Origin of the sequence: Marivita sp. (genome assembly GCF_020055635.1) — a bacterium.
GTDB lineage: Bacteria > Pseudomonadota > Alphaproteobacteria > Rhodobacterales > Rhodobacteraceae > Marivita.
Map to the genome: position 1 here is coordinate 69,394 of NZ_JAIPUT010000009.1, position 18,728 is coordinate 88,121.

Annotated in this window: 24 protein-coding genes; 15 read left to right on the forward strand and 9 right to left on the reverse strand. The window is 63.7% G+C overall.

The genetic code is table 11. From position 1 onward, the window contains the following. Positions 1 to 19: 19 nt before the first annotated feature. The 3 genes from LCF60_RS06920 to parA all read right to left on the reverse strand — a co-directional run bounded on the left by LCF60_RS06920 (position 20) and on the right by parA (position 2,018). On the reverse strand, positions 20 to 427 hold the full coding sequence (locus tag LCF60_RS06920) for a universal stress protein (protein ID WP_292290648.1): 408 nt from the start codon (positions 425 to 427) through the stop codon (positions 20 to 22). Between the two features lie 72 nt (positions 428 to 499). After that, entirely contained in the window at positions 500 to 1,345 is an 846-nt protein-coding gene (locus tag LCF60_RS06925) for a DUF6206 family protein (protein WP_292290650.1), read from the reverse strand. Between the two features lie 31 nt (positions 1,346 to 1,376). Then, positions 1,377 to 2,018, reverse strand: coding sequence for a ParA family partition ATPase (gene parA, locus LCF60_RS06930; RefSeq protein ID WP_292290651.1), 642 nt, complete (start codon positions 2,016 to 2,018; stop codon positions 1,377 to 1,379). Positions 2,019 to 2,113: 95 nt separating this feature from the next. On the opposite strand from parA, the gene LCF60_RS06935 reads away from it, so the two are divergent. Continuing rightward, a complete protein-coding gene (locus LCF60_RS06935; protein ID WP_292290652.1) occupies positions 2,114 to 2,605 on the forward strand; it encodes a pyridoxamine 5'-phosphate oxidase family protein in 492 nt (163 codons plus the stop codon). A 32-nt stretch (positions 2,606 to 2,637) separates the two neighbouring features. Here the strand turns inward: LCF60_RS06935 and LCF60_RS06940 are convergent, their stop codons facing one another. Next, complete coding sequence (locus LCF60_RS06940; RefSeq protein WP_292290654.1) at positions 2,638 to 3,054, reverse strand: DUF4864 domain-containing protein; 417 nt, start codon at positions 3,052 to 3,054, stop codon at positions 2,638 to 2,640. A gap of 63 nt (positions 3,055 to 3,117) precedes the next feature. Beyond that, positions 3,118 to 4,695 (reverse strand): lysine--tRNA ligase, encoded by a 1,578-nt coding sequence (locus tag LCF60_RS06945; protein ID WP_292290655.1) that lies wholly within the window; start codon positions 4,693 to 4,695, stop codon positions 3,118 to 3,120. Between the two features lie 124 nt (positions 4,696 to 4,819). Between LCF60_RS06945 and LCF60_RS06950 the strand changes: the two genes are divergently transcribed. Then, positions 4,820 to 5,245 (forward strand): tellurite resistance TerB family protein, encoded by a 426-nt coding sequence (locus LCF60_RS06950; protein WP_292290657.1) that lies wholly within the window; start codon positions 4,820 to 4,822, stop codon positions 5,243 to 5,245. Between the two features lie 29 nt (positions 5,246 to 5,274). On the opposite strand, the gene LCF60_RS06955 is transcribed toward LCF60_RS06950, so the two are convergent. Next, positions 5,275 to 5,703, reverse strand: coding sequence for a PaaI family thioesterase (locus tag LCF60_RS06955; protein WP_292290658.1), 429 nt, complete (start codon positions 5,701 to 5,703; stop codon positions 5,275 to 5,277). Between the two features lie 56 nt (positions 5,704 to 5,759). Between LCF60_RS06955 and LCF60_RS06960 the strand changes: the two genes are divergently transcribed. The 3 genes from LCF60_RS06960 (at position 5,760) to dacB (ending at position 8,764) form a co-directional block, all read left to right on the forward strand. After that, positions 5,760 to 6,545 (forward strand): enoyl-CoA hydratase, encoded by a 786-nt coding sequence (locus LCF60_RS06960; RefSeq protein ID WP_292290661.1) that lies wholly within the window; start codon positions 5,760 to 5,762, stop codon positions 6,543 to 6,545. A gap of 2 nt (positions 6,546 to 6,547) precedes the next feature. After that, positions 6,548 to 7,156: a nicotinate-nucleotide adenylyltransferase gene (locus tag LCF60_RS06965; protein WP_292290718.1), complete on the forward strand. Its 609-nt coding sequence runs from the start codon at positions 6,548 to 6,550 to the stop codon at positions 7,154 to 7,156. A 99-nt stretch (positions 7,157 to 7,255) separates the two neighbouring features. Further along, a complete protein-coding gene (gene dacB / locus LCF60_RS06970) occupies positions 7,256 to 8,764 on the forward strand; it encodes a D-alanyl-D-alanine carboxypeptidase/D-alanyl-D-alanine-endopeptidase (protein WP_292290662.1) in 1,509 nt (502 codons plus the stop codon). Between the two features lie 66 nt (positions 8,765 to 8,830). Here dacB and LCF60_RS06975 read toward each other — a convergent pair whose 3' ends face one another. Further along, on the reverse strand, positions 8,831 to 9,058 hold the full coding sequence (locus tag LCF60_RS06975; RefSeq protein WP_292290664.1) for a DUF1127 domain-containing protein: 228 nt from the start codon (positions 9,056 to 9,058) through the stop codon (positions 8,831 to 8,833). 183 nt (positions 9,059 to 9,241) lie between these two features. Here LCF60_RS06975 and LCF60_RS06980 point away from each other — a divergent pair, with 183 nt between their 5' ends. The 4 genes from LCF60_RS06980 to rpsI all read left to right on the forward strand — a co-directional run bounded on the left by LCF60_RS06980 (position 9,242) and on the right by rpsI (position 12,321). Continuing rightward, complete coding sequence (locus LCF60_RS06980) at positions 9,242 to 10,579, forward strand: PLP-dependent aminotransferase family protein (protein WP_292290665.1); 1,338 nt, start codon at positions 9,242 to 9,244, stop codon at positions 10,577 to 10,579. 89 nt (positions 10,580 to 10,668) lie between these two features. Next, the gene (locus tag LCF60_RS06985; RefSeq protein WP_292290667.1) at positions 10,669 to 11,193 is read left to right on the forward strand and encodes a GNAT family N-acetyltransferase; all 525 of its coding nucleotides are present in this window, start codon (positions 10,669 to 10,671) and stop codon (positions 11,191 to 11,193) included. 175 nt (positions 11,194 to 11,368) lie between these two features. Further along, positions 11,369 to 11,833, forward strand: coding sequence for a 50S ribosomal protein L13 (rplM, locus tag LCF60_RS06990; RefSeq protein WP_292290668.1), 465 nt, complete (start codon positions 11,369 to 11,371; stop codon positions 11,831 to 11,833). Beyond that, positions 11,833 to 12,321: a 30S ribosomal protein S9 gene (rpsI, locus tag LCF60_RS06995; protein WP_292290669.1), complete on the forward strand. Its 489-nt coding sequence runs from the start codon at positions 11,833 to 11,835 to the stop codon at positions 12,319 to 12,321. Before rplM ends, rpsI begins: the two co-directional genes overlap by 1 nt. Before the next feature lie 110 nt (positions 12,322 to 12,431). On the opposite strand, the gene LCF60_RS07000 is transcribed toward rpsI, so the two are convergent. Next, entirely contained in the window at positions 12,432 to 13,460 is a 1,029-nt protein-coding gene (locus LCF60_RS07000; protein WP_292290670.1) for a fatty acid desaturase, read from the reverse strand. 100 nt (positions 13,461 to 13,560) lie between these two features. Further along, positions 13,561 to 14,055: a tRNA (N6-threonylcarbamoyladenosine(37)-N6)-methyltransferase TrmO gene (gene tsaA, locus LCF60_RS07005; protein ID WP_292290672.1), complete on the reverse strand. Its 495-nt coding sequence runs from the start codon at positions 14,053 to 14,055 to the stop codon at positions 13,561 to 13,563. A 179-nt stretch (positions 14,056 to 14,234) separates the two neighbouring features. Between tsaA and LCF60_RS07010 the strand changes: the two genes are divergently transcribed. The 6 genes from LCF60_RS07010 to recR all read left to right on the forward strand — a co-directional run bounded on the left by LCF60_RS07010 (position 14,235) and on the right by recR (position 18,725). Then, complete coding sequence (locus LCF60_RS07010) at positions 14,235 to 15,128, forward strand: helix-turn-helix transcriptional regulator (RefSeq protein ID WP_292290673.1); 894 nt, start codon at positions 14,235 to 14,237, stop codon at positions 15,126 to 15,128. Between the two features lie 26 nt (positions 15,129 to 15,154). After that, on the forward strand, positions 15,155 to 15,517 hold the full coding sequence (locus LCF60_RS07015) for a DUF202 domain-containing protein (protein ID WP_292290675.1): 363 nt from the start codon (positions 15,155 to 15,157) through the stop codon (positions 15,515 to 15,517). Between the two features lie 95 nt (positions 15,518 to 15,612). Further along, positions 15,613 to 17,367: a DNA polymerase III subunit gamma/tau gene (locus LCF60_RS07020; RefSeq protein ID WP_292290677.1), complete on the forward strand. Its 1,755-nt coding sequence runs from the start codon at positions 15,613 to 15,615 to the stop codon at positions 17,365 to 17,367. Beyond that, on the forward strand, positions 17,343 to 17,726 hold the full coding sequence (locus LCF60_RS07025) for a hypothetical protein (RefSeq protein ID WP_292290679.1): 384 nt from the start codon (positions 17,343 to 17,345) through the stop codon (positions 17,724 to 17,726). Before LCF60_RS07020 ends, LCF60_RS07025 begins: the two co-directional genes overlap by 25 nt. Before the next feature lie 15 nt (positions 17,727 to 17,741). After that, a complete protein-coding gene (locus LCF60_RS07030) occupies positions 17,742 to 18,086 on the forward strand; it encodes a YbaB/EbfC family nucleoid-associated protein (RefSeq protein ID WP_292290681.1) in 345 nt (114 codons plus the stop codon). Positions 18,087 to 18,131: 45 nt separating this feature from the next. Continuing rightward, positions 18,132 to 18,725 (forward strand): recombination mediator RecR, encoded by a 594-nt coding sequence (gene recR, locus LCF60_RS07035; protein WP_292290683.1) that lies wholly within the window; start codon positions 18,132 to 18,134, stop codon positions 18,723 to 18,725. Positions 18,726 to 18,728 lie beyond the last annotated feature (3 nt).

Sequence of the window (18,728 nt, forward strand, 5' to 3'; positions counted from 1 at the left end):
CCCGCGCAGGAATTGTCAATCAGCGCAGGACATGAACCGCGCAATTCGCGTGGCGCACCACATGGGTTGCCGTGGAGCCAAGCAGCAGCGTCTGCATGCCGGGCCGGTGCGAGGCGATCACGATCAGGTCGCAGCCCTTTTCCTCGGCATGGTCGAGGATCGAGCGCCCGGCATGACCGTCGATCACAGCCGAATTGACATCATGATCGGCCGCCAGCCGCATCATCTCGGACTTGATGCCCTTGCGGGTCGCGACCATGAAATCTTCGGGAATGTAGGTCATGGCGTAGCTTGGCACGGATTCCACCACATGCAGAAGGGTGATCGCTGCGCCGTCCTTTGCAAGCGCCTTCGCAACGGCGATGGAGTCGGGGATGCGGTCGTCTTCGTTGTCGAGCGCAATCGGTACGAGAATGTTGGAATACATGGAATCCTCCTTGTCTTGGCCTGACGGTCTGCATAGCGCAGTCAGACGCCCGCCGCCTTGATCCGGATCAGATCACGATACGTTGGGTTCGCCCTGCAGGCCAAGCAATTTGCGGAACCCGGTCCAGTAGCCCGGCAGGCGCGGCGGTTCCTGCAACTCGGGCAGCGCCTCGTCCGCCCAGCGCGCCATGCGGCGCTGGGTGAAATCGCGGCCCCAGTCGAGATAGGCTTCGGCATCATCGGGGCGCAGACGGCAGGCCGATCCGACCAGACCGACCAGCGTTTCGGGGGGCGAATACCATTCGTCCTGAATGCCCGTGACCTTGGTTTGAAGCAGCGGCCCGACCCAGCGCATCAGCGCCTTGTCCGAGAACAGAAGCAGCATCTTGCCCATTTCCTCGCGGCTGTAATGGATCAGCGGCGGGAAGGTGTCGAAAAAAAGCGCGCGCCCGTCGAGATAGGCGAAATTGCGGATCGAGGGGTGAAAGCCGATGCGGGTGTCGAACTGGTCGGAATTGTTCCAGAAGGTGGCGATCACGTCGCCCGCCGCTTCCATCATTTGGAGCGTTTCATCGACCGTGGCGGTCTGCATCTGCGGGCGCATCATGCTGTCCGAGGGCAGCGCCTCCTGCACGATCACCGGGATACGCGTGCCGTCCATGTCCAGAAGGTGAAATTCGGTCTGCGGCAGGGCGACCCCGGCGGTGTTGAGGGCGGCCACGTAATCGTCATGGCACTGCGCCAGGCGGTCGAGGGCTGATGCATCGCGCAGGCCACGATAGACCTTTATCACCTTGTCGGAGTACGGGCCCGATGCGGGCCGGAACGGCGCGCAGAAATAGCCGAGCTTTGACACGGTCTGCCGGCGCGCCGCGCTGTCGGCGCGGATCACGGCTTTCAGGGCGTCGAGGTCGGTCATGATGCAGGCTCCTTGATCGGGTGCCCTGCCCTTACCCGTTTGCCAGCGCCTGTGCCACCTCGGAGGTAAGCGCGTCTACCTCGGCCTGTGCGGGTGTCTTGCGCCCCTCGGCGGCACCCCGGCCCTGCCCCAGAGCCTCGGCATAGATCACGCGGTTGGCCAGAGTGGCGTCGGCGATGCGCGCCATCAGCTTTTCCGCCGCCTCGGCCACTTCGGCACCAAGCCGGGTGTTCTGCCGCGCGCGGTTGAGCACGATCATCGCTTCCTTGTCTTCGCGTCGTGCCAGATCCAGCACGCCTTCGGTGGCCCAGAGATCGACATGGCTGACGCTGACCGGCACGATCACGAGATCGGCCACCCGCAGCGCCGGGCGCAGGTCGCTGTCGGCCTTGGGGGGCGTGTCGATGATGACGATGTCATGAGAATCCGACAGTTTGCGCACCTCGTAGGTGATGCCCCACGCCGAGGATGTGGCAAATTCGAGGTTCTCCACAGGTCCGGAGCCTGTGTCGATCCGGGTCATGAACCAGCGGCCAAGACTGCCTTGCGGGTCGATATCGACAAGCGCCACGCGCTTGCCCTGGCGCAGGAAGCCGACGGCAAGATTTGCGGACACGGTGGTCTTGCCAGAGCCGCCTTTTTGCTGCGCAACTGTGATGACGTGGCCGGGCATGGTCTGTTCCTTCGATTCGGCCAGAGGGTACAGTTTTATTGTGCAGGTGCAGCATAAAAATTGCCACACCCCCGCCAGAGGACAGGATCAGTTACATGAAATCACCCATCCGCCCCACCGACGAGGACGCCCGCGCCCTGGCCCGCGAACTGATCGACGCCGCCCGGTTCGCCGCCTTGGCCTATACGGACAAGACCAATGGGGCGCCGATGATCAGTCGGGTTGCGCTGGTCGCAGGGCCCGAAGGCGCGCCGCTGAGCCTGATCTCGGACCTCAGTCATCACAGCGCTGCACTGCAGCAAAACCCGGTCTGTTCGTTGCTGATCGGAGAGCCGACAGGCAAGGGGGATCCGCTGACCCATCCGCGCCTGAGCTTGCAGGCGACCGCCCGTTTCGTGCGGCATGGCGATGCGGAGTACCCGGCCCTGGCCAAGGCGTTTTTGGTGAAACAGCCCAAAGCCCAGCTTTACATCGGGTTTGCCGATTTCGCGCTGGTGCGCTTCACGCCGCTGGGGGCAAACCTCAATGGCGGTTTTGGCAAGGCCTATGTGCTGACTGCCGAGGACCTGGCGCGGGCGATGCGGTGACGCATCGCAGCGTTCCGTCGACGGAACGCACGCTAGGCGGCAACCTCCGGCGCTTTCAGGATTTGAACGCCGGAGATTCGCCATTGGCCGTCGATCATCGACATCCTGTAATCCACGTAATGCAGGTTTCCGGCCCGATCGGTCAGGATCACCATCTGGTAAAGCCCGCCCGCGATCGACCTCAGGTCGCCGAAGGTCACGCTTTGAGGGCGCCAGACCATCGGATAACCCTGCTGGACCATCGCGCCAAAGTTTTCCGGAGTGCGAAAGATGTTGCGGATGTTGGGCGCGGCAAAGGTGAAGGCCGTGCCGACATCGTCTTGCAGGAAGGCGTCGATCTGGCTCTGGATGGTGTCTTCGATGGCCGGTTCGGGCGCGAGAACGTCTTGCGCCCAAAGCGTGCCGGTCATCGACAGGGCAAGGGTCAGTCCGGCGATGAGTTTGCGCATGGGGTCACCTCTGGTTGCTGAACCAGAGGTAGCGCGCGACTCGCGATGGGCAAAATTCCCGGCTCAGGCCAGTTCGTGCGCCAAGGCCTTGCGGATCAGGGACACGGTCTCATCGACGCCGTACAGAGCGATGAAGCCGCCGAAGCGCGGACCCTGAGATTGACCCAGAAGCACCTCGTAAAGCGCCTTGAACCAGTCGCGCAGCGGGTCGAACCCGTGATCCTTGCCGACAGCGAACACCAGTGTTTGCAGCGTTTCGTCGTCGGTCGGACCGTCATGCGCCTCGAGTCGTGCCGCAAGGTCTTCGATCGCGTCGCGTTCCTTGATGTCGGGCGCGCGGAAGGTCTTGGTCGGTTTCACGAAGTCGTTGTAATAGCGCACCGCAAAGCCCGCCGCCTGATCCAGGTCGGCATGGGTTTCGGGGCTGGCGTCGGGCGCGTATCGCTTGATGAAGCCCCACATGGTTTCGGTGTCCTCGGCCCCGGCAGCCGACGCGAGATTGAGCAGCATCGAGAACGGCACCACCATCTGCGACGCTGGCACGTCGCCGGAATGGATGTGCCAGACCGGGTTGTTGGCCTGCTGCGTGACGTCCTGCGTCGGGTAGGCGCGCAGTTGCTGGTGGTATTCATCGACCGCCTTGGGGATCACGTCGAAATGCATCCGCTTGGCCGTCTTGGGCTTGAGATACATGAAATAGGACAGCGATTCCGTGCTGGCATAGGTCAGCCATTCATCGATGCTGACGCCATTGCCGGTGGTCTTGGAGATTTTCTGACCATTGGCATCGAGGAACAGTTCATAGGTGAAATGCTCGGGCTTGCGACCGCCGAGGATCTCGCAGATGCCGTCATAGATCGGCGTGTTGGTGCTGTGGTCCTTGCCGTACATCTCGAAATCGACATCGAGCGCCGCCCAGCGTGCGCCGAAATCGGGTTTCCACTGAAGCTTGACGTTGCCGCCGGTGACCGGAAGCGTGATCTCGCGCCCGGTCTCGTCGTCAAAGGTGATCTCGCCCTTGGCGGCATCGACATTCTTCATCGGCACATAAAGGACGCGGCCGGTGTCGGGATGGATCGGCAGGAAGATCGAATAGGTCTCGCGGCGTTCGTCCCGCAGGGATTTGAGCATCACCGCCATCACCGCGTCATAACGTTCGGCGGCACGCAGCAGAACCTCGTCGAACCGACCGGTGCGGTAGAACTCGGTCGAGGAGATGAATTCGTATTCGAACCCGAACGTGTCCAGGAACCGGTTCAGCATCGCGTTGTTATGCGCGCCAAAGCTGTCATGGGTACCGAACGGGTCCGGCACATCGGTCAGCGGGCGCTGCAGGTGTTCGCGCAGCATGTCGGGGTTGGGCACGTTGCCCGGCACCTTGCGCATGCCGTCAAGGTCGTCGGAAAAGCAGATCAGCTTGGTCGGGATGTCCGAGATCACCTCGAAGGCACGGCGGATCATCGTGGTGCGCGCGACCTCTCCGAAGGTGCCGATATGCGGCAGACCCGACGGACCGTAGCCGGTCTCGAACAGCACATAGCCCTTTTCCGGCGGTGCCTTTTCGTAGCGTTTGAGCAACCGGCGCGCCTCTTCAAAGGGCCACGCCTTTGAGGTCATTGCAGCTTCGCGCAGATCGGACATTGCTCTTGTACTCCTGGGGGCGTCGCGCACGCGCGCGACCTTCAAGGCGCACTCCCTATTGCGGGGGCGCGGTCGGGTCAATAAGTTGCACAACAGTGACAAGTCATTCCAGAAAGCAACACCCGTGACAGACGACGACACCCACCCGCTGAGCCCGCAAGATTGTCTGATCGCGCTGATGATCGCCGTTTCGGCATCGGACGAGAGAATCCGGACGGCCGAACTGGTCAAGATCAACACGGCAGTCAACAACCTGCCGGTCTTCGCCGAATATGACGAAACGCGGATTCCCAAGATGTCCGGGCTGGTGTTCGAGCTGTTCGAGCAGGAAGACGGGCTTGATGCGCTGTTCGGCCTGATCCGCGACAACCTGCCCGAACGGCTGTTCGAAACCGCCTATGCGCTGGCCTGCGATGTCGCGGCCGCCGATGGCACGCTGCGCGAGGCCGAGCTTCGGCTGCTGGAGGAAATCCGCTACGAACTGGAGCTGGACAGGTTGCACGCGGCGGCCATCGAACGCGGTTCGCGGGCGCGCCACATGCGGCTGTGATCAGGGCCCATTTGATCTGGCTGCTTTGATCAGGCGGCACTTTTAGGGGGCAACGAATAGGTCAACGTTGCCCGCGCCACCGGATCGGGCTGGCCGTCCGAGAACAGCAGGACATCCGTCACACTGAGCGCGCGGCCCAGCTTGAGAACCCGTGCATGGGCGATCACGTCCGCCCCGGCCACCGGTTTGCGCATGAAGTCGATCGAGCAGTTGGTCGTGACCGCCAGCGCCTCTTTGCCGATGCGGGCCATGGTGGCCACGTAGGCGGCGACATCCGCAAGGCTGAACATCGCGGGACCGGACACGGTGCCGCCCGGCCGAAGATGCTGCTCGCCGGCATGCAGACGCATCACCAGCAGGTCTTCATCCAGCCGGTCGATGCCGAACATGCCTTTGACCTGCGGGAAAACCTCGTCGAGATAGAGTGCCATTTCATCTGCCGGAACTTTGAGCGCCATGCTTTCCTCCGCTGCCCTGAACCGCTAGAGTCGCCTCAAGTCACTGGGAGGACAAGATGAAAATCCTGGAACGTCACGATGAAAACGCGGTGTGCCATTTGCACATGAACGCGCCGGAACGTCTGAACGCGCTGTCCGAGGAAATGCTGGAGGCTTTGCAAACCCAGATCGAGAGTTTGCAAACCGACACGTCGGTGCGGGTTGTCGTGATCTCGGGCGCGGGCAAGGCATTCTGTGCGGGCCATGACCTCAAGCAGATGACGGCCGGGCGACAGGCCGAGGATGGCGGCAAGGCGTATTTCAAGGATCTCTTCGACCGCTGCACAAGCGTGATGACCGGGCTTCAGCGCCTGCCGCAGCCGGTGATCGCGCAGGTGCATGGCATCGCCACCGCCGCCGGGTGCCAGCTGGTCGCCTCCTGCGACATGGCGGTGGCCGCCGAGGGCACGCGGTTCGGGGTGAACGGCGTCAATATCGGGCTGTTCTGTTCGACGCCGATGGTGGCGCTGTCACGCAACATCCCGCGCAAGAAGGCGTTCGAGATGCTGGTGACCGGCCAGTTCATCGACGCCCACCGCGCCGAGGCGCTGGGGCTGGTGAACACGGTTGTCCCCGCCGACGACCTGGCCCCTGCGACGCAAGAGCTGGCACAGCTGGTGGCCAGCAAGCTGGGGGCGGCGGTGAAGATCGGCAAGCAGGCGTTTTATGAACAGGCCCAGATGGGTCTGGACGACGCCTATGCCCATACCGGACAGGTCATGGTCGAGAACATGCTGCACCGGGACACCGAAGAAGGCATCGCGGCCTTTCTCGAAAAACGTCCCCCCGAGTGGTCGCAGTAACCTTGCCGCCGGACCGGCCTCACTTGCGGCCCGGCATGCGCGTCGGTCTGCTGGGCGGATCGTTCGACCCGGCCCATGCGGGGCATGTGCATCTGACCCGCGTCGCGCTGCGGCGCTTTGCGCTGGACCGGGTGATCTGGCTTGTGTCGCCGGGCAATCCGCTCAAGAAACACGGGCCCGCCGCGCTGGACCTGCGGATAAGCCGGGCGCAGGAGATGATGCAGGACCCCCGCGTGATCATCAGCGATTTCGAGGCGCGGGTCGGCACACGCTATACCGCGGAAACGATCGATGCACTGCAAGCCGCCTGTCCCGGCGTCCGGTTCGTCTGGCTGATGGGGGCCGACAACCTGCAACAGTTTCACCGCTGGCAACGCTGGCAGGACATCGTTCACGCCGTGCCGCTGGGCGTCCTCGCCCGGCCCGGCTGGCGGCAATCCGGGCTGCATTCGCGCACCGCCCGGCAATATCGCGCGGCGCGCCTGCCCGGTCGGGCCTCCCGGATTCTCGCGGATCAGGAAACCCCCGCCTGGTGTTTCGTCAACATGCCGATGCTGCCGGTCAGCTCGACCGAACTGCGGGCGTCGGGGGTCTGGGACAAGGCGGACTGACCCGGCATCACGCGACCGGGAACGGCCTGTTCGCGCAGTCTTCAAGATCACCAAACCGTGTGCTTGTCACCTCGCGATCCGTCAGGTTACATCCGCGACATGACACGGGAATTTTCACGTCGCGCCGTCCTGGGCGGCCTTGCAGCAACCGGGCTGGCACCGGCCGCTTTTGCGCAATCCGACCTTGCTCCGCAAACCTCGCTGCGCCCTGCCCTGCGCGGTGGCGACCTGCTCAAGACATACCAGGCACCGTTGAGCGAATTGATCGCCGAGGCGGGTCTGCCCGGCAGGATCAGCGTCCAGGTTGCGGATGTGAAAACCGGGCTGGTCCTCGAATCGCACAATCCGTTGCGCGGCCTGCCCCCCGCCAGCGTCGCCAAGGCCGTGACCGCCTGTTATGCGCTCGATGTTCTGGGGCCGGGCTATCATTTCAAGACCCGCCTGCTGGCGGCGGGGCCGATCACGGATGGCAGGCTCGACGGCGACCTCGTGCTTGTCGGCGGCGGCGATCCGGTTCTCGACACGGACGCGGTTGCGGACCTGGCAAGACGGCTGCGCGAAGACGTGGGCCTGACCGAAGTGACGGGCCGTTTCCTGGTCTGGGATGGCGCGTTGCCATCGCTGAACGGCATCGATGCGGAACAGCCTTACCAGGTGGGGTACAATCCGGGGATTTCGGGACTCAACCTGAATTTCAACCGGGTCCATTTCGAATGGATCCGGAATGGCAGCGATTATGCCGTGAGCATGGACGCCCGGTCCGGCAGCCTGCGCCCCGAGGTAAAGGCCGCCCGGATGCGGATCGAGCCGCGCCGATACCCGGTCTACACCTATGATGACGGCGGCGACCACGACAACTGGACCGTGGCGCGCGGGGCGTTGGGCGACCGGGGCGCGCGCTGGCTTCCGGTGCGCAAACCGGCGCGCTATGCCGCCGAGGTGTTCCAGGTGCTGGCCCGGTCGAACGGCATCGTGCTCAAGGCACCCGAACTGATCGACACGCTGCCCGGCGGAACGCGTGAGGTCGTGGTGCACGAAAGCGCGCCGCTGCGGATCATCCTGCGCGACATGCTGAGCTATTCGACGAACATCACCGCAGAATGCATCGGGCTGACCGCCACGACACAACGCGTGGGGCCGGTGACGGCATTGAAGGATTCTGCCGATGCGATGAATATCTGGGCCAAGGAAAGGCTGGGCATGTCCTCGGTGGCGCTCGAGGACCATTCCGGCCTGGGCGATGACAGCCGAATGTCAGCGCGGGACATGGTCAAGGCGTTGATAACCGCGCGAAATTCAATGGGATTGAAACCACTTCTGAAGACACATCCGATCCGGACGGAAACACGCCAGATCATCGAAGACCCGTTGATTTCGGTTCACGCCAAGACCGGAACGTTGAATTTCGTCAGTGGCTTGGGCGGGTTCATCGACCTGCCCGACGGCACCGAACTGGCCTTCGCATTCTTCTCCGCAGACCTGCCACGGCGCGACGCCCTGAGCCGCGAGCAACGCGAAAGCCCGCCGGGGGGCAAGTCCTATGCGATCCGGTCGCGCAAGTTGCAGCAACGGTTGCTGGCGCGCTGGGGCGTTCTTTACAACGGCTGACCGGGGTCCAAAAAAAGGGGCGCAAGGCCGGTCCTTGCGCCCCCAGAGGTCCAGCTGACACAGGGATTACATCAGCCAGAACTTCCGGTTGGCCTCCCGGTGGGCGGTCAACCGATCCAGACCGACATCACGCAGCAGATGATCGTCAAGCGCCTTGAGATGACGCCGCGTGCGGCTGCGTTCGGACCATTTCGTGAGGGTCACCGCGACTCGCAACGCCACGACAGCCAGCGGCGACAGCGTGGACTGCGCACCAAGATAGGCGATCTGCGGGGCATGAATTGCGTGTGTCATGGGTGACTCCTTGAATGTATCGACACAATGTTATTAATTCGTGATACGACTTGCGCTAACACGATACAAAATGCGATACATTCTCAGCATTGTACGATCCAGAGAAAGATTGTGTCGGATACAATATCTCCAGAGCACATCGTCAGGCTTCCTCAGTCGGGAAGCGGACCGAAATACCGGAGGGTGGCCGATGCCATCCAGTCCGCCATACGGTCCGGCGATCTGAGCGCGGGCGACAGGCTGCCTCCGGTGCGCGAACTGGCCTGGTCCCTGGGCATCACGCCGGGCACGGTGGCACGCGCCTACACGCTGCTGACCGATGCCGGACATGCGGTGGCCGAGGTGGGACGCGGCACTTACGTGGCCCATCGTTCCCGGCAAGGGGCAGCGCCGCGACGCGAATATGTCTCGGTGCCGATGCAGGACGGCAAGCTGTCGCTTGTCAGCCCGCAGCTTCCCGATCTCGGACAGGTGGCGCTGCTGCGTGCGGCCTTCGCCCGGATCGGAGAAACCGCGCCAGAGCGCTTGCTGCATTATCCGACGCGCGAGGCGTACAGGCCGCTGCGTGAGGCCGCGGTCCATTGGCTGCGCACCATCCCGCTGGGCGGCATCGACGAAAGCGATATCGTGCTGGTGAACGGCGCGCAGAACGGGCTGAACGTGATCCTGCAAGCGATCCTGCGGGGGCCAAGCCCGACACTGCTGGTCGAAGAGATGGCCTATCCCGGATTTCGCCGCGCCGCCGACCTGCTGCGCGCCGAGGTCGCGGGCGTTCCGACCGACGACAAGGGGATCGTCCCGGACGCGCTCGAAACCATCGCGCGGCGGACCGGCGCCCAGGTGCTTTGCACCTCTCCGGACGTGCACAATCCGACGCTGCTGTGCACGCCGGAATCGCGACGCCGGGAGATCGCCGAGATATGCCGCGCGCTGGATCTGCAGATCATCGAGGATGACTGCTACCGCCGGACCGATTCAACGGCGCCCAGTTACCGCATCCTCGCGCCGGAGCGGACATGGCACGTGGCGTCGATCTCGAAGGTGCTGACCCCGGCCTTGCGGCTCGGCTTTGCCATTGCCCCGCCGGGGCGCGGATCGGACCTGCGCCAGATCGCGGAATACGGGTTCTTCGGCATCGCCCAACCGTTGGCGGAAGTGGCCGAGCAGATCCTGGCAAGCCCGGAAACGGATGCCATTGCGGCCGCCATCCGGGACCGCATGGCGGCCTATGTCCGGGTCGCGGTGAACGCGCTGGGGGCGCATAACCTGACCTGGCACGAGGATGTTCCGTTCCTCTGGCTGCCCCTGCCCGCAGGCTGGCGCGCCGCCGCGTTCTGCCGGGCGGCCGAGGCGCGCGACATCCAGATCCGGTCGGCCGACGAATTCGCGCTGCGCGACGGGCGCGCTCCGCATGCCGTGCGCATCGCCATCAACGCACAAATCCCGCTTGCGACCTTCGAAGAGGCCATGCACCAGCTGCATGATCTTCTTGTACACCCGCCAGAGCAGATAAGTGTCTGATTTCTCCGTGGAATGGTTAAAAAATGGTCGCCTGCCCAAAGAACGGTCGCTAGGCTCGCCGCGACGACTCACTTCCCCCTGGACCAAGCATGGCTTTAGACATCACCCTGGCCTTTGTTGACGCGCGCCCGGACCTGGACGAACTGTCCGAGATCCTGACAGAATATTACGCGCAGATCCTCGAACGGCTGATGACGGTCGGCGGCCCGGGGCTTTCGGTGCAGGAAGAGGTGCGGTCCAGCCTTGATATCATAGACGATTTCCTGCCCCCCAAGGGCGGGATCGTGCTGGCGCGGGATCGGTCGGGATATCTTCTGGGCTGCGGATTCGTGCGCATGATCGACGATCACCGGGCCGAGTTGAAACGCCTGTTTGTCCGCGACCTGGCGCGGGGTTACGGGCTGGGGCGCAAGATGATCGAGATGCGCATCGCAAAGGCGGTCGAGCTTGGCGCGACCACGATCCTGGCCGACACGGTGCGCGGCAACAGTTCCATGTTGGCGCTGTATGACCGGCTGGGGTTCACCGAAACGCCGCGCTATGACGGCAATGCGGCCCCCGAAAGCTTCGACAAGTACCTCATCTACCGCAAGCTGGAACTCGGCGAGACGTGATCGGGCGGTTTTCAGTGGGGTAATATAATACCTTATTTTCAACCATCTGATTTTGCTTCATTTATTCGGAATAACGCCGCTTGACGGGGATTTCGCAATCCTTATAACCCGCCCATCGGAACACACGGGGCGCCTGCGCCCTGAACCACCAATCCAACGTCAGGGACATCCCACGATGAAAACCTATTCTGCAACACCGGCAGACATCGACAAGAAATGGATCCTGATCGACGCCGAGGGCGTCGTTCTGGGCCGTCTTGCGTCGATCGTTGCCACGCGCCTGCGCGGCAAGCACAAGCCGACCTTCACTCCGCACATGGACATGGGTGACAATGTCATCGTGATCAATGCGGACAAGATCCAGATGACCGGCAACAAGCGTCACGAAAACTTCTACTGGCACACCGGCTATCCGGGCGGCATCAAGTCCCGCACCAAGCAGCAGATCCTCGAAGGCGCCCACCCCGAGCGCGTCGTCCAGAAGGCTGTTCAGCGCATGCTGCCGGGCAACCGCCTGTCCCGCAAGGTGATGACCAACCTGCGCGTCTATGCAGGTTCCGACCATCCGCACGAGGCGCAGAGCCCCGAAGTGCTGGATGTGAAGTCCATGAACTCCAAGAATACACGGACGGCGAAATAATGGCTGAGCAACTCAATTCACTCGAAGAGCTGAACACCGCCGCAGGCCTCGATGCCGCGCCGGAAGTGGCTGAAATCCCGCGTGAGCCGCAGCGTGATGCGCTGGGTCGCTCCTATGCCACAGGCAAGCGGAAAGATGCGGTCGCCCGCGTCTGGATCAAGCCGGGTTCGGGCAAGGTCAGCGTGAACGGCAAGGAAATGAAGGCGTATTTCGCGCGCCCGGTTCTGCAGATGATCCTGCGCCAGCCCTTCACCATCTCGGGCACCGAAGACCAGTTCGACGTGATGGCCACCGTCAAGGGCGGCGGTCTGTCCGGTCAGGCCGGTGCGGTCAAGCACGGCATCTCGAAGGCGCTTCAGCTCTACGATCCGTCCCTGCGTGGCGCGCTCAAGGCCGCCGGCTTCCTCACCCGCGACAGCCGCGTGGTGGAACGCAAGAAGTTCGGTCGCGCCAAGGCCCGCAAGAGCTTCCAGTTCTCCAAGCGCTGATCACCACCGCTCGCAAGACATGCAAAAGGCCGCCTTTCGGGGCGGCCTTTTGCATGTCTTGCGTGTGGGGTTCAGCCGGGCGTGAGGCCCGGCATCAGAAGCGGTGCGCCCTAGAGAGCGCGGGCCTGCCGGAAGGACAGCAACCGCCGGGAACTTTCGTCCCACAGGTGCAGGCGCGCATTGGCAAAGCTTTCGCGAATCGTCATGCGGTTATGCTCGGCAAGGTTGGCGTGATCGCGCACGACCTCGGTCAGCCTGTAGAACGGGATGCGGCTGTAAAGGTGATGCACATGGTGGATGCCGATATTGCCGCTCAACCACTGGAGCACCGGGGGCAGCACGTAATGCGAACTGCCGTGCAGCGCCGCGTCGTGCAGTTGCCAATCCTCTTCACTGTCCCACAATGTCGTTTCGAACTGGTGCTGAACATAGAAGAGCCAGACGCCCGCGGTGGCCGCGAGCAGCGTCGAGGGCAGGTAGATCAACAGGATCGGCATCAGGCCGCCGAAATAGAGGATCACCAGAAGCGCCGCCAGGATCGCCGCATTCGTCCCCATCGCGCTAGCCCAGTAGCGGACCTGCGACATCAGACCGAGAGGAATGCGGTTCTGGATGAAGAACAAATACCCCGGCCCCAGGCCGAACAGGACCACCGGATGCCGGTACAGCCGATACATCAAGCGGTTCCAAGGGCTTAGCGCCTTGTATTCGGCAACCGTCATGGTGTGCACGTCACCGATGCCGCGCCGGTCGAGATGCCCGGCATTGCTGTGGTGGATCGAATGGGTACGGCGCCAGACATCGTAGGGCGTCAGCGTCAGCACCCCGAGCACTCGGCCCAGCCAGTCGCTCAGCGTGCGGTTCGTGTAGAACGATCCGTGACCGCAATCGTGTTGAATGATGAACAGCCGCAGCAAGAAAGCCGCGTTGACCATCGATATCAGGAAGGCAAGCCAATAGCTTACATCAAGCGCCACCCAGGCGGCGGCCCAGAGTGCCACGAAGGGCCCAATCGTCACGGCGAGTTCGAACGAACTGCGGAGCGTACTGGGTTCGCGGTATTTGGCGAGGACCTTCACCCAGTCTTTTGCACTGGGCTGCTCGGGCGTGAGCCCGGACTTCTTAAACTGCTCGGACATAGACCTGCTTTTTTTGTCTGCGTTGCAGCGTTCTACCCGATGTTGTGCGCTCCGCCTACGCTCCATTTGTAACGAAGTGGCGAGGCGAGGCATTATGCCTCTATTTGTCGCGGTCGGCCTTTTTGAACGGTGCCTGCGGTGTGTAGGCACAGCGCTCTGGCTTGATGTCGAGAAGCGGCGTTTTATCAAGACAATCCAGACCCTTGACGATCAGGACCGGGCCCATCCGCCGAATCAACCGCACCTGCGACACGCCGATCGGGTTCGGCCTGACAGGAGAGCGCAGGGCGAAAGTGCCCGTGGTGGCGCCATCGCTGCGCGGACTTTGGCGCACGAGGTCGCGGCGCGATTGGTGCAACCAGTAAAGCACGTCGAGATGCGCGAACCTGGTGATCCCGTCCAGCGCCGGTTCCCATTGCGGCAGCAGTTCGAGCCGACACTCCGGCCCGTCCAGCCTGCCCTGCCGCGGGCAAAGGTCGCGCGTTGTAAAGGGCGTCCGGATCGTACCGATGAACTGGACGGTCGCATCCGGCGCAACCGGCCCGTCGCAAAGAACTTCTCCGTCGCGAAGATCCGAATTGTCCGTCTCGGTCATGTCTGTTCATCCGCTTGAAAGTCAGGCGATGCGCGGCGCACCAACGATGCGGCCCGGTCACACCCACAGCATGCAGAGTCCGGAGGCAAATGCCAGCCCCCGCGACGTTCTGCCGGCCACGTCTTGCCGCCAATACCCGGCTTGCCGCGGTCCCGGCAGTCGGGCATGGTTGCGCTGATATGATGAATACCGACCCGACCTCGCAAAACCGCTATCTGACGGTGCCGGAGCTTGCGGCGCTGCTGCGCATCAAGGAGCGCAAGGTCTATGACCTTGCCGCCAGCGGCACCGTGCCCTGTTCCAAGGTGACCGGAAAACTGCTGTTCCCCGAACAGGCTGTGCTGCGCTGGATCGAGCGGGGCCAGACCGGTCAGGCCGACACCGATGACGCACGCCCATCGGTGTTTCTGGGCAGCCACGACCCCCTGCTCGACTGGGCGTTGCGCCAGTCGGAATCCGGGATCGCCACCTATTTCGACGGCTCGCAGGACGGGTTGGACCGGTTTGTCGCGCGCGAAGGGCTGGCATCCGGGCTGCATATGTTCGATCCGGCGACGAATGACTGGAACGTAGCTTCGGTTGCGGCCGGATTTGCCGGATCGCCGGTCGTGCTGCTGAGTTTCGCCAGGCGCCAGCGCGGTTTGGCGGTGCATCCCGACATGGCGACTCAGATCACAGGGCTTGCCGATCTGCCCGGCCGGACCGTAACCCCGCGACAGGTCGGGGCCGGAACCCGGACGCTTTTCGAGCATGTGTTGCGCGAGGCCGATCTCCTGCCCGACACGATCCGCATGCGCCCCGTGGCCCGGAGCGAGACGGACGCGGTGCTGGATGTGGCCTCGGGCGAAGCGGACGCGACCTTCGGGCTTGCGGCGCTGGCCCAGCAACACAAGCTTGCCTTCGTTCCCCTGATCGAAGAGCGCTTTGACCTTCTGGTCAGCCGCCGGGCCTATTTCGAGCCGCCGTTCCAGCGGTTCATCCGGTTTCTGGGCAGTTCGGATTTCGCGGCCCATGCCGCGGCGCTGACCGGATATGACGTTTCAGAGGCGGGCCGGGTGCGGTGGAACGGGTAGGCCCCGCACCGGACGCATGAGGACATATGACGGACAAGACGGATCTTGCGGAACGCCGCACCAACTGGGCCGAAGACCGGACGGTTCTGGCCAATGAACGCACCTTTGCCGGCTGGATGCGCACCGGGATGGCCTGCATCGCGATTGCGCTTGGCCTGAAGGCGCTGTTCGGACCGGTGGAGCCGACCTGGATCGCCCAGGCGGTTGCGACGATGTTCATCGTGGTGGCGCTGCTGATCTTCTGGGCCGCGTGGCGCAACAGCCATGAAGCGCAGCGCCGCATGGACGATCACAAGGCCGACGGCCAGTCATCGCAGAAGATGGGCTGGATCTCGGCCGGGCTGTCGCTTGGCTCGGTGGCCACCGGCATCATGCTCTGGCTGCTGTGACGGGTCTCTGAAATCTGTGGAAATCGCATCCGCGTGGTGGACGTCCCGGCACGGAGCGCATAGCCTGACAGCCGACCGCAAGGAAGTGTCTGCCAATGTCCGAAACCACCCCCTACCAGGTGCTTGCACGCAAGTATCGTCCTGAAACCTTTGCCGATCTTGTCGGCCAAGAGGCGATGGTGCGCACGCTGAAGAACGCGTTCGAGGCGGACCGCATCGCGCAGGCGTTCGTGATGACGGGGATTCGCGGCATCGGCAAGACCACCACGGCGCGGATCATCGCCAAGGGGCTGAACTGTATCGGCGTCGATGGCACAGGTGGGCCGACGACCGACCCGTGTGGCCAGTGCGAGCATTGCGTGGCGATCATGGAAGGGCGTCATGTCGACGTGATGGAGATGGACGCGGCATCCCGCACCGGGGTCGGCGACATCCGCGAGATCATCGATTCCGTGCATTACCGGGCGGCCTCGGCGCGCTACAAGATCTACATCATCGACGAAGTTCACATGCTGAGCACCTCGGCGTTCAACGCACTCTTGAAGACGCTCGAAGAACCGCCCGCGCATGTGAAATTCATCTTCGCCACAACCGAGATCCGCAAGGTTCCGGTCACTGTCCTGTCGCGCTGTCAGCGCTTCGATCTGCGCCGGATCGAGCCCGAGATGATGATCGCGCTTTTGCGCAGGATCGCGACACGCGAAAAGGCCGAGATCTCAGATGATGCCTTGGCGCTGATCACGCGGGCCGCCGAAGGGTCCGCGCGCGATGCAACCTCGCTCTTGGACCAGTCGATCAGCCACGGGGCCGGAGAAACCACCGCCGAACAGGTCCGCGCGATGCTGGGCCTGGCCGACCGGGGGCGCGTGCTTGACCTTTTCGATCTGGTGATGAAGGGCGATGCCGCGGGCGCGCTGACCGAACTGTCGGCGCAATATGCCGATGGCGCCGACCCGATGGCGGTGCTGCGCGACCTGGCCGAAATCACCCATTGGATCTCGGTTGTGAAGATCACGCCGGAAGCCGCGGAAGACCCGACGATCAGCCCCGATGAGCGACAGCGCGGTCAGGAACTGGCCGAGGCTCTGGGGATGCGGCCGCTGACGCGGCTGTGGCAGATGCTGCTCAAGGCGCTGGACGAGGTGGCGCAGGCGCCCAACGCGATGATGGCGGCGGAGATGGCGATCATCCGCATGACCCACGTGTCGGAGCTGCCCAGCCCCGAAGATCTGCTGAAGCGACTTCAGGACGCGCCGCCACCGCCGCCGCCTTCACCCGGGGGAGGCATGAACGCGGGCGTCGGGGCGGCGCGGACACAGGCGACGGGCACCCCTGCCCCGACACATGCATCGTCCTCGGGTCCACATGCGTCCCACGGCGGAGCGGCCCTGGCGGTTGCCACCGATCAGGCGCTGGCGCGCTATCCGACCTTCGAGCACGTGGTTGAACTGATCCGGGCCAACCGGGACGTCAAGCTGCTGGTCGAGGTCGAGGGCTGTGTCCGGCTGGCCGCCTATCAACCCGGCAGGATCGAATTCACGCCGACCAACAACGCGCCCGGCGACCTGGCGCAAAGGCTGGGCAGCGCGTTGCAGCGCTGGACCGGCAACCGCTGGGGCGTGACGGTGGTGAACGGATCGGAGGCGCCGACCATCGTGGAGACCCGCGACGCGGCGGTGACGGCCATCAAGGCCGAAGCGGCGGAACATCCGCTGGTCAAGGCCGTCCTGGCGGCGTTTCCCGGCGCGGTGATCGAAGAGGTGCGCACACCCGACCAACTTGCCGCCGTGGCCGAGGCCGAGGCGTTGCCCGAAGTGGAAGACGAATGGGACCCGTTCGAGGAGGGCTGATCCTGTCGCTGCTGCCGGGGGCCGCGCTGGCGCAATCCTGCGCCGTGCAACGGCCCGATTGGGACGGCACATCCGTGACCGCGGTGCAGGAGGCGGTGTTCCTGGCGTCGTCGCCCGCCGCCCTGGTGTTGTTCCTCGGCACTGTCGCGGCGCTCCGGTTCAAGAGCCAGTGGGGATCGCTGGCGGTGGTGCTGGGCTGGACCGCGTTCGTCACCTTCCTGACCATGCTCGCCCCCGCCTCGCGAAAACTCGCCATGGCGGAAGGCTGCGTCGGGTCGCCCGCCTTGTTCATCGCCATCATCGCTGCAATATGTGTGGGGATGATCTTTTACACCGCGCCACCGATCAAGGGGCGCTGAAACTCGGAGAGAGACATGTTCAAGGGTTTGGGCCAGATGGGCGACATGGCCAAGATGATGAAGGCCGCGCAGGAAATGCAGGGCAAGATGGCCGAGATGCAGGAAGAGATGGCCAACATGACCGTCACCGGCGAAAGCGGCGCGGGGCTGGTCAAGGCGACATCCACCGTCAAGGGCGAACTGACCGGGCTGGACATCGACCCGTCGATCTTCAACGGCGACGACAAGGAAGTGGTCGAGGACCTGATCCTCGCCGCGATCAAGGACGCCCAGCAGAAGGCGCAGGCCAAGGCGCAGGAAGAGATGTCCAAGCTGACCGAAGGTCTGGGACTGCCGCCGGGGATGAACCTGCCGTTCTGAGCCGGGTGGGTGACACCCCCCTTCTCTATCGGTTGGACCTGACACATGCGTGACGGCGGCGATATCGAGACGCTCATCGCGATGATGGCGCGTCTGCCGGGGCTGGGGCCCCGGTCGGCGCGTCGTGCCGTGCTGCACATGATCCGCAAGCGCGGGCTGCTGCTGGGGCCATTGGCCGAGTTGATGACGCGTGTGGCCCGCGATGCGCGGGAATGTCTGAACTGCGGCAATATCGGCACGCAGGACATCTGCGACATCTGCCAGGACAACCAGCGCAACAACGGTCTCTTGTGCGTGGTCGAGGACGTGTCCGACCTCTGGGCAATGGAGCGGTCGGGCGTGTTCAAAGGCCGGTATCACGTTCTGGGCGGCACCCTGTCGGCGCTGGATCAGGTGGGGCCAGAGGAATTGCGCATCCCCAAGCTGTCGGCGCGGGTGGACAGCGAAGAGATCACCGAAGTGATTCTGGCCCTCAACGCCACGATCGACGGACAAACCACGGCGCATTACATCGCAGATCAGCTTGAGGGCCGGGTGACGATGACCTCGCTGGCGCAAGGCGTGCCGATCGGCGGTGAACTGGATTACCTTGACGAAGGCACGATCACCGCGGCGATGAACGCGCGCAAGCCGGTCTGACGG